This window comes from Sphingopyxis yananensis (assembly GCF_020687785.1).
GTDB classification, from domain to species: Bacteria; Pseudomonadota; Alphaproteobacteria; order Sphingomonadales; family Sphingomonadaceae; genus Sphingopyxis; species Sphingopyxis yananensis.
In genome coordinates this window covers 124906-136660 of record NZ_JAJEWI010000006.1, presented here as the reverse complement: position 1 = coordinate 136660, position 11755 = coordinate 124906, and the positions used below count along the sequence as shown (strand labels likewise).

General features: G+C 55.7%; 4 protein-coding genes. All 4 read left to right on the top strand.

The window, feature by feature from the left end:
- The first annotated feature begins 127 nt into the window (after nucleotides 1-127).
- The 4 genes from LKO31_RS07805 (at nucleotide 128) to LKO31_RS07790 (ending at nucleotide 11747) form a co-directional block, all read left to right on the top strand.
- Nucleotides 128-6463 (top strand): VCBS domain-containing protein, encoded by a 6336-nt coding sequence (locus LKO31_RS07805; protein WP_227689731.1) that lies wholly within the window; start codon nucleotides 128-130, stop codon nucleotides 6461-6463.
- A 135-nt stretch (nucleotides 6464-6598) separates the two neighbouring features.
- Nucleotides 6599-8101 (top strand): TolC family outer membrane protein, encoded by a 1503-nt coding sequence (locus LKO31_RS07800; protein WP_227689730.1) that lies wholly within the window; start codon nucleotides 6599-6601, stop codon nucleotides 8099-8101.
- Nucleotides 8102-8184: 83 nt separating this feature from the next.
- Nucleotides 8185-10530 carry a type I secretion system permease/ATPase gene (locus tag LKO31_RS07795; RefSeq protein WP_227689729.1) on the top strand — a complete coding sequence of 782 codons (2346 nt, stop codon included), beginning with the start codon at nucleotides 8185-8187 and terminating at the stop codon, nucleotides 10528-10530.
- Entirely contained in the window at nucleotides 10527-11747 is a 1221-nt protein-coding gene (locus LKO31_RS07790; protein ID WP_227689728.1) for an HlyD family efflux transporter periplasmic adaptor subunit, read from the top strand. The genes LKO31_RS07795 and LKO31_RS07790 overlap by 4 nt, the downstream gene beginning before the upstream one ends.
- The last annotated feature ends 8 nt before the right edge of the window (nucleotides 11748-11755 follow it).

Genomic DNA, 11755 nt, shown 5'->3' with positions numbered 1-11755 from the left:
TGGCTTTTTGGCGACTGAGTGTTTTGCTCTCATCTGCGTTCCTTCGTCACTACGATGAGACCAAAACACTCCTTAATTCGCAACCTCAAATCTGTGCCATAGGCGCTGACGGGGGACAGCGACGGACGTGGATGCTGGCGCTGAGCAAGAATGGACCATCGACGACACCCAAGGCATCTATGGCAGCATCGAAATTGATCCCGACACGGGAAAATGGGTTTACACCCTCGACAATGGTCTGGATGCGACGCAGGCGCTCAATACGGGTGAAAGCCGGACGGAACGCTTTACGGTTCGCGTCACCGATGAACATGGGGCCTATAGCGAACAAGTCATCGTCATCACGGTTAATGGTTCGAACGATCTTGCCACTGGCTTGGGCGATCAGAACATTCCGCTGGACGAAGACAATGTCGCAAGCGGCAGCATCCAAGATTTTATTGAGGACGTAGATGACACCGTAAATGTCATCGGATTTTCGATTGATGCCGATGGTGATGGGGTAGACGAGGATTATCTGCCGGGTGAAAGCGTCACCCTCTTTGCGGGTGGAAAAGAGTTGGGTACCGTCACCATCGCGGTGAATGGGGATTATAGCTTTACGCCCGCTCCAAACTATTCCGGTCCAGTGCCTCCGCTGAGCTATACGGTTCAAGAAGGCAATGGCACGCAGGAGATTACCCAAAAGCTGACCTTTGTGATTGCGCCAGTTTCGGATGCGCCGACGCTTCCGGACCCATCGACGGTCGATACGCTGGAAGATAATAGCGTGACCTTGGGTCTGGTGACGCCTGTCATTACCGATACGGGAACCGGCAATGGCGACGTGACCGAGCGGCTGGGTGAGATCACCCTGACCGTGGGCGGCGCGGGCGCGACTGGCGTGACCTTTGATATGGGCGGTGTGATATTGTCGCCCGTCGATGGTAAGTTGACGATCATTTTGACAGACGTGCCCCATGTCGAGGGCCTGCCGACGGCAGACCCCGACACTGGCGTTTATTATATGACGCCAGCGCAATATGAAGCGCTGAAGGCTGTCCCCGCGCCGGAAAGTGGTAAGAATTTTACCGTCACGGCTGATGTCACCAGCTATGAAGTGGACGCCGATGGGAATATTCTGGACGATGTGCCGGGTGCATTGAGCAGCCAGACGATTACAGTCGATGTTCAGGCGGTAACGGATGGCGTGACGCTGAGTAAGGTTGTGGGCACCCCAGCAAATCCGGCCATTGACGAAGATGGCACTTATAATTTGACCGATAAGCTGACGGTCGCACTGGGCGACAGTGATGGCAATGCCGGAACCGATGACGATGGTAGCGAAACCTATTGGTTTGAAATTAGCGATTTGCCCGTTGGATCGACCATCAACATTGATGGCGTCATAACAACCATCACCTCCGTGGGACAGGTTGTGACATCTGAGGTGAGCAACAGTCCAACGGTTCCTTCGATTATTTTCGGACCCCCACCACATTTCAGCGGCGAGTTGCCGCCATTTACGGTGACAATTAAAACGCAGGATACGGACACGGATTCCCCCGATCACACGCCCGATATTTTGTCGAGCAGCGTGACGTTCGAACTGGACGTTCGACCGATTGCCAATGACGTTGACGTCGGCACCATAACCACGCCCGAAGATACGGCCGTGAATTTCTTGGAAAATGTGCGGATTACCGACACCAATGGCGACGGCCAAGAGGTGATCAACGCGATCAGCTTTACCATTCCAGTGGACTGGGCGGTGAAAGCGCCAGCAGCCTCTGCGGGTTGGACCTATACGAAAACGGGCGATCAGGCGACGATCACCTTTAATGATGATCCGGATGCAGGCACCGTTCTGACTCAGGCCCAGCGTGAAGTAATTTTGGACGGTTTCACGATTCAACCGCCTGCGCATAGCAGCTTGGATGAGACCATCACTTTGACGATCACCACGACCGACAAAGCCATGATCAATGGTGTGGAAGTCTCGGACCCCCAAACCGAAGACCATGACCTGGTCATAACCGTGACGCCGGTTGCGGAACGGACAGATACCGACAGTGATGGTGACACGAACGACGATGTAACGATGAGCAGCAGTCACGAATATGACGTGGCGGGCAAGGAAGATCAGTGGTTCGCGCTGGGTACCAATTATAATGATGCTGCGAACCCAGATGATGGCTTCGCTGGTCTTGGCGCCGCAGGTGTATGGACCAACAGCGATAGCGATGAATTTACCTATGCGGTTCTGACCCCGACGCTGGAGTCTGATAACGCTGGTGACAGCGTGATTGGCACGACCTTCCGTTTCTCCACCGACGGGGGAGCGACATGGCATACTCGTGTTTATGACGGAACGCCCGTGTGGATTCCGGCCCAATATTTGGACACGCTGCAAGTCAAGCTGCCTGCCGATGTGTCGGGCACGCTGACCATTGGTGTGCAGGCCGGAACGGTTGATTTCGACGATGATTTTGAAAAAAATCTCTCGGACGCGCAAAAACAGGACTTCCATTTGAACCCACCCGTTCACTATGGCGACCCAGCGCCGGGCGAGACCCTTGGTGGCCTGAGCAGCAGCAATTCCAATGCAGCGGTTAATGTGTCGGGTTCGGAAGAACTGACGATGATCAAATTCGACCCCGTGGCGGATGATGTCACCATGGCGCTGAATGGTCGTGCCTCGGGCTTGGAAGATACGGACATTCCGCTGAGCATCCGGACGACCACGTCGGACCCGTCCGAAACCATCAATGTCACCATATCGGACATTCCGGTTGGTGCCACCATCACTTATACGGTGAAGGGTCCAGACGGCACGCCTGTTGTGACGACATTTACGGCGACCGATGGAAACCAGTCTATGACGATCATTGGTTTCGACAATGATGCAAAGGTAACGATTACGCCGCCGCTGCACAGCAATGCGGACTTCACTTTGAACGTCAGCGCGGTATCGGTGGATGGTAGCAGCGTTTTGGCTGATCCAGTTACCCGCCCCATTTACGTGCAGGTACAAGGCGTTGCCGATGTCACAACCGTGGTTTTGTCCAATTCGGGTTCGGTAACCGAGGCCGCGTTGGACACGAGCGGCAACAAAATTGCACTGTCAGATTTTGTGACCACTGTCACCTCGCCAGATAAGGATGGCAGTGAAACGCTGACTTTGCGTATCACCGGTCTGGATGCCAACTTCACCTTGGTTGGGGCCACATTGGTGACGGCAGGAACAGGTGCCGAGCGTGTGTGGTCGATTCCTGTTGATCCGAACTATGATCCATCAAACCCTGATCATGTGAACCCATTTGACAATATTTTCGTAGTTTTGCCGCCGAATTTCAGCGGTAAAGTGTCGATGGAGGTTGCGGGTGTCAGCACCGAGAATGACGGGGACTCTTTGACCGGATCGCGCTTGCCCGGTGACGAACCACTGATCGTGACCAAGGATGTCATCCCCAGCATCGATTCCATTATCACGACGGAATTTGTGCTGACCGAAGATCAGATTTCGCCCGTCAACTTGCAGATTGTTCACCAAAATGGTGACACGGACGAAATGTTGACAGAAGTTTACATTCCGGTGAACTATGATGCGACCCAATATGAAATCTATTTGGGTACCGACACATTGGCCGACAGTGAGTTGACCATCGTGCAGATTGACGGCGTGGATTATTATGTCATTCCGTCTGCACAATTGCCGGACTTGGGTGTGAAGGCTTCGGAGAATTTGGACGGGGATGTTCGTGACCTTCCCATCAAATATCAAATCACCGACCCTGCAACCTTGGGTCCGTTGGACGCAGGAATCGAAATTAAGGATGCGACCTTAGAGTTCACGGTTAAGCCGGTGACGGACCCCGTTGAATTGGATATCGCGGACATTGACATGGACCCTGCAAAGGGAACCATCACATTGCCCGTAGTTGGTGAGCCTGACAGCCGCTTTACCGTGAATGTGACACAAAGCGGCACCGTCACGGTCCAGATCAATGCGACGTCGAATGACGATGATGGCAGTGAACAAGTCACGCGCGTCTTGATTCAAAATGTACCCGAAGGTGTGACGATCAACGGTGCATCGATGATCGGCAATGGCGAATGGTTGTTGGTCCTGCCAGCCCAAGATCCAGCGAACCCCAACAGCAACATAGTCATTGATGGAAATGGTCAAAGCATTGATCTGGAATTTGTCGTTGGTATTGGCACCAGCGATGGCTTGAGCAATATTAAAATCACCGTTCAAACGCAGGATCGCGGTACAGCGGACCCTGTCCAAGAGGACGAGATTGACTTTAACTTGGACGTAAAATTGGGCGATGGCGGGACATTCCAGTTGCCGACCATTGATGAATGGAGCTTTACGCCGGTCGCCGACAATGAAGACACGCGTTTTGCCTTGGATCAAGTGATCGATGGCAAGGTGACGTTGAACGAAACGGGCGCAAAGCATTTGCTGGCGATCACCCTGACCGACTTGCCGGATGGCACAAAGGTTGAATATGGCCCTGACGGTCAACTGGTCGAGGTGCAGCGCACTTGGGTGGCTGATAACAGCCCCGAAGGCGGCAAATTTGTCTGGACGATCGCTGTCGAGGTTCCGGTTGGCGGAAATGGCCAAAGCGTGTTGGATCAGATGTTGCAAGACATCCGCATCACGCCGCCAGCCAACAGCAATGACAATAATGCCGACTTTACTTTGGACGCGCAGTTGAAAGTTGTTGTCGTTGGCGGGCCGAGCGTTAGCGACAAGGTCGTTGGTGACGTGCCAATCACGCCCGTCACCGATCAGCCGAGCCTGTCGATCACCACATCCAACGTGGACGAGGGCAGCAGCAGCATCACGGCGGTGATTGCGGGCGGTCCGTCGGCCAATGACAATGGCAATGCGGTGATTGTCGATGGCAAAGTCTATGTCAGCGTGACGGCGACGGGTAATCCGGATGGCGTTTTGTCACGGGTTGAGATGGTCGATGACGGCGAAGGCGGTTTGGTGGCAATGAAGGTTCCACTGGTGCTGGAAAGCGTTACAGGCGTGGACGGTGTGCCAGACGGTGATTATTATGTTATCGATACGAATAACACCGCTTTGCCCGTCACCTTGGACTTCAGCGCGCCGGACGGCAGCGGGTTGATATTGGGTGACGTGGTCTTTAATGCCATTTTGCAATCCAAGGAAACTGGCGCGGCCAACACGGAAACCGCGAATGCCAGCGGCACTTCCGAGGTGAAATTGGCCAATAATGGAGCCGAGATCACCGTTGCCCCTGCCACCGGAGACGAAGCAGTGTTGGCTGACAAGGCCAATGCCATTCGCCTTGAAGGGCTGTCGGTCACTCTGAACGATAGTTCCGAGCTTATCAAAGCGATCATGCTGACTGGTCTGCCCAATGGCTTCCTGTTGTACATCGGTGAGGATGCTGGCAGTGCCACCTTGGCGAATCAAGCGAGCAATGCTGGCGGTGATGGGTCCACCAACACGTGGATTTTGGCCGAAGGTAATAAGAATCTGCCACCCTTTATCGCTATTTTGCCACCGGCGCATTGGAGCGGTACCATTGAAGATCTGATGATCATCGTGGCATCGGGTGAGTCGCAGTTGAATGACACGGCTTATGACAGCAGTGACCCGTTCACGCTGACCATCGCGTCGCGGCCGAATGGCATCACCATTGACCCGACCAATAGCTTTGGTGTCGAAGGTCGCCCGATCTTGCTGAACCTGAATGCCGCGATGGTCGACAATGCTGCGGCTTTGTCGCCGGTGCAGGACAGCAGCACGGAAACGACTACCTTGGAAATCAAGGGCTTGGGTGAACATGCGGCATTTGATGTGGACGGTGTGCTTTATAACAACGTCACCTATAATGCGGTCACCGATGTTTATACCATCACGGGGTTGACCCAAGCGCAGTTGGACAAGCTGGCTGTGGTGCAGGCAGCCAATGCCATCACCGATCAGGACAGCGCGAAAGCCGGAGTGCAAATTGACGTTACGGCTTGGACCGTGGAAGGCGACACTGGAGCAGAATCGGACAAGGTTAACGCCAAATTGAACTTGGCAGTGACGCCTGTGTTGGGAACAACCGGTGCCGACCACTTCATCTGGGGTGATCATAAAATCGACGGGAAAGCGGGTATTGATACCGTCAGCCTGCGTGTGGGTGAGGACGTCAGCCGTGCGGATCTGGTCGCCAAGCTCAAGAATATTGAGGAAATCGATTTGTCGGTTAAGGGCGCCAATGGCATTAGCGGCGGCCTGACTTTGGCGGACGTGGTCAGCATCACAGGAAAATCGACTGGCACCTTGACGATTACGGGTGACGCAGATGATTTCATCACTTTGTCCACTGGTTCGGGTTGGACCACCACGGGCGTCGCGCAAGATGGCTATGTCGCTTATACAAGCGGTAATGCCACCTTGCTGATTGATGAGGATATTCTGGCAACGAATATCACTTTTGTGTAAGTGAAAAAGCCCGCGCTTTGCTGTCATCGGATGGCAAAGCGCGGGTTGTTTTTCAGGCATAGTGCCTGTTGTACGTCCCCTTTTGTGTGGGGTTATTGTTCCTTGTTTTTAGCCTTTGCGCATTTGAGCCAATATATGATCAACCACTGGCAGCCGCGAAAATATCCGTTGTTGGCGGTGGATGTGTGGGCGCGACATCCGTGCGTGAAGGGCAAGGGCACACAGCGGCGGCGTTGGCATCCGCCTGCGGGCACAGCGGCCTGGCGCGGTGGTGTATTCACGCTCGGCCTATGGGTCATGGCCAGCGCGGCATCAGCGCAAAATACGCCGCTGCTTGCCAGCCAGTCGGGCACCAGCCCCCATATGGCGGCTGCCAGCGCTTATATGGCGACACCAACATTTAGCATGGATCAAGCGGTGATGGCCGCGCTGGAAACCCATCCGGCGATCCGCGGTGCGCAAGAACGGGTGAAGCAAGCCGAAAGTGAGATTAAGGCTGCAAAATCGGGGTATAAACCGCAAATTCAAGGCGGTCTGCAAAATCAGATCAGTGCCCGCCCCAGCAGCAGCTATGACAGCCGCTATACCTATAATGCGACGCTGACGGGCGAGCAGATGTTGCTGGATTTTGGCAAAGTGGCGGGCATGGTGGACCGTGCCCGTGCCCAAGAAACGATGGGGCAGGCGCAATTGGCGCTGTCGGCTGACGATGTGGCTTTGTCGACGGCGCAGGCATGGCTGGATGTTTATTTACAGCAATCCTTGGTGCAATTGGCACAGGACCAATTGGCGGCGATGACCGCCATTGCGGATCTGGTGGCCGACCGCGTGGCCAAGGGCGCGACCAGTCGGTCAGATATCGCGCAGGCCCGTTCGCGCGTGAATGCGGTGCGGGCCCAGTTGCTGGGCGCGGAATCCGAAGCCATGCGCGCGCGTTTGACGCTGATGCATCTGACCGGACAAAGCGTTCCGGTCGATATTATTGGCGGTATTCCCGCCCATCTGACCGGCGCGTCCTGTTTGGTCGATGATGTTGCGGGCAATCATTATATTCAGATGGCCGAAGCCAATCGTCAGGGTGCCCGTGCGGATTATGCGGTTGCTAGTGCGCAGCGTATGCCGACCATCTCCCTAAGCGGGGATATGGGCTATGCGCTGACCAAGGGGTCACGCCTGAACGGGGAATATCGCACGACAGGACATGTGGGCCTGAAGGTGTCGATGCCGCTGTACCAAGGTGGTGGGACACAGGCACGGGCGGAATCGGCAAGGCATAGCTTGCGCTCGGCGGAAGAAGGCGTGCAGCAAGCCGAATTGGAACAGCGTCAGCGCTTGTCCGCGACACGGGCGCAATATGAAGGATGGCGGCAACGCGAACCTATATTGGCGGATCGTGTTGATAATATTGACACCACACGCACCCTATATCGCCAGCAATATCTGTATCTTGGAACGCGAACCTTGATCGACCTGTTGAACGCGGAACAGGAATATCATGGCGCACGCGTCGAATTAACACAGGCGCTGCAAATCCAATATCGTTTGGCGACCGAATGTTTATATTTTCAAGGTGGCTTGCGGGACAAATTTACCCCTGAGGCACCAACCACCGCCTATGGCCCACCGGTTGATCGCTGATGACACCGCCACCAAACACCCCGCAAACACCAAAAACAGCTGGAACGCCCCATTCAACGCCCACAGCGGATAGGAACGCATCTATGCCCCATCCCACGGAACCGACCGCATTGACCACGCCCCCAGCCGATAATGGCCCCAATTCCCAAGCCTTGAGCGAACAGGCCCAAGCGCAAATGGCCGCGACGGGCTGGCATCAGGCCGTTTTGATGGCGGCAGCCCATTATCAATGCAATGTTTCGCCGGAACATATTCGCTTGGCCGCCCAATGGCAGGGGCAGGCCAGCATCGACGTGCGGGCGCGGGACATGGCGCGGCAGGCGGGCTTGTCGCTGCAAATGGTTCAGCCCAAATTGGACGGGCTAACCCCATGGCGTCTGCCGGTGATTGTCGAATTGGCGGGCGGCCAAGTGGCGTTGATAACGCATTTGCACGATGACCAATTAACGCTGGCGATGTGCGGCGATGGCGGCAGCGAAACGGTTCATCAATTGGCCGATTTGCAGCCGCATATGGTGCGCTTGGCGGTCGTACGCCCGCTGCAAAATATCCGCGATGCACGCGTTGATGCTTATGTTGCGCCGGTCGAGAAATCTTGGCTGCGCGACTTGGTGTTGGTCGATTGGCGGCCCTATGCCCATATTATGGTGGCGTCGCTGATCACCAATTTAATGGCCTTGGGCGGCGTTATCTTTTCGATGCAAGTCTATGATCGGGTGGTGCCCGCCCAATCTATGCCAACGCTATATGTGCTGTTTGGCGGGGTGATGCTGTCGCTGGTCTTTGCTTATGCAATGCGTGATGCGCGAATGCGGATTACCGATATTTTGGGCAAGCGCGCCGATTTGCGCATTTCAGACCGCGTGTTTGGCCATGCGTTGCGCGTGAAAAACAGCGCGCGTCCCAATTCGACGGGCACCTTTATTTCGCAGATCCGCGAATTGGAATCGGTGCGTGATATGTTGACCTCTGTCACCATTGCGGCGGCGGCGGATTTGCCATTCTTCCTGCTGTTCTGCGTGGTGTTTTGGTATATTTCGGGCTGGCTTGTGCTGATTCCGATCTTGGCCTTTGTGTTGCTGATGCTGCCCAGCTTGCTGGCACAGCGGCGACTGGGAGAATTGGCGCAGTTGGGGATGCGCGAGGGGGCATTGCGCAACGCGATGCTGATCGAGGCCGTGCAAGGCATTGAAGATATTAAGATTTTGCAGGCCGAGCATCGGTTCCAAAACCAATGGAACCATTATAATGCGGTGAATGCCAACAGCAGCATGGCGTCGCGCCAGCTGCTGAATCGGTTGAACAATTGGATGCAAAGCGTGCAGGGCGCGGCCTTTGCAATGGTGATTTTCTTTGGCGTACCGGCGGCGATTGCGGGCGACCTGAGCACGGGTGCATTGGTTGCATCGTCGATTTTGATCAGCCGGATGCTGGCGCCTTTGTCGTCGATCACGATGATTTTGAACCGCTGGCAACAAGCCAAAGTGGCGGCGCAGTCGCTGGATCAATTGATGAACCTGCCCATCGACAGCCCAGCCGAAAGCCGGTTGGTGCATCGTCCCATGCTGCGCGGCGATTATGTGCTGAAGGACGCCAGTTTCGGATATGACCCGCAGCATGCCGCGCTGTCCATTTCATCCCTGACCATCAAAGCGGGTGAGAAAATCGCGCTGCTGGGCCGCAATGGCGCAGGCAAATCGACATTGTTACAGGCCCTTTCCGGTTTGTTGGAGCCGCAGTCCGGCTCGATCATGCTGGACGGCGTGGAATTGGGGCATATCGACCCTGTTGATGTCCGGCGCGACGTGGTGATGCTGACGCAAAATGCGCGCTTGTTCCACGGCAGTTTGCGGGAAAATCTGACCTTCGGCATGCCGATGGCCAGCGATGAGCAGTTGATTAGGGCGCTGCAAATCAGCGGGGCTTTGGCCTTTGTGCAATCCTTGCCAGCGGGGCTGAACCATGAAATCCGCGAAGGCGGCTTGGGTTTGTCGGGCGGCCAGCGCCAAGCTTTGTTGCTGGCGCGTTTGTTGCTGCGCGAACCGCATATTGCTTTGTTGGACGAACCGACCACCGCGATGGATGACGCCAGCGAGCGGGACTTGATTGCCCATTTGCGGCAATGGCCCGCGCATCAAAGCCTGATTGTTGCGACCCACCGTTTGGCGGTGCTGGACTTGGTGGACCGCATCATCGTTTTGGATGGCGGGAAAATCCATTTGGACGGTCCCAAGGAGCAAGTGTTGGCCGCGCTGAAAGGAGAAAAGGGGCAAAGGGGCTCGGCGGTTCCGGCGGCCGCAGCGACCGTAGCCCCGACATCAGCGGATGCCGCTGCACCGGCCGCGCAAGCGGGCGAGGGCACGCCGATGCGCGCTGCCAAAATCGTCCTTCCTGAAGCGATGCGTAAAGCCATGAGGTCGCCCCAATGATCGGCAAATTTTTCCGAAAATCCGCCCCCAGAGATGCGGCGGCGTTGGGCTTGCCCGATTTGACCGACCATAATGAAATGGCCGCTTCCCGTTCGGCGCAGGTCATTTGGCTGGTCACAATTTTTCTGGGCCTGTTTTTCATCTGGGCTTGGTTTTTTGAAATTGACGAAGTGTCGAGCGGCGCGGGCAAGGTTATCCCCACATCGCGCGAACAGGTCATCCAGTCGCTGGAAGGCGGTTTGCTAGAGGAACTAAATGTTCGTGAAGGGCAAATTGTCGAAAAGGGAATGGTGCTGGCCCGGCTGGACCCGACACGCGGCGAGTCCAGTGTCGAGGAAACGGCCACCAAATATCGCGCATCATTGGCCACAAGGGCGCGTTTGCGCGCCGAGGTGGCGGGCGCTGGCAGCATCAGCTTTCCTGCCGAACTGGACGAATGGCCCGAGTTGAAAACGACGGAAACCGCGCTATTTCATTCGCGGCGCCGCAGCTTGAGCGAGACGGTTAGCGGCCTTGGCAACGCTTTGTCCCTAGCGCGCAAAGAATTGGCGATTAGCCAATCTTTGTTGGAAAGCGGCGCGTCCAGCAATGTGGAAATTATCCGCTTGCAACGCCAAGCCGCCGATTTGGAAATGAAGCTGAATGAAGCGCGGTCGGGCTATATGGTCAAAAGCCGCGAAGAATTGGCGCGGATTGATGCCGAGGTCAATTCGCTCGATTCCGTGGTTCGGGGCAGGGCCGACACATTGGCCCGCACCACCTTGGTTGCACCTGTGCGGTCTATTGTGAAAAATTTGGAAGTGACGACCATTGGCGGGGTGATCCAGCCCGGCGGGTCGGTCATGACCTTGGTGCCGATGGATGATAAATTATTGGTCGAGGCGCGCATTTCGCCCCGCGACATCGCCTTCATTCATCCGGGCCAGACGGCGCGGGTGAAGGTGACGGCCTATGATTATTCCATTTATGGCGGATTGGACGGCACAGTGGAAATGATCGCGCCCGACACGCTGCGCGACGAGGTGCAGCCTGAAATTGTCTATTATCGTGTGCTGATCCGCACCAAGACCGACAGTTTGACGACCAAAGCTGGCAAGCAATTGCCCATCACGCCAGGGATGGTCACCACCACCGACATCCGCACCAGCCAAAAGACCGTGTGGGAATATATCACCAAGCCGTTGAACAAAGCTGGCGAAGCGCTGCGCGAACGGTAAATATTGGG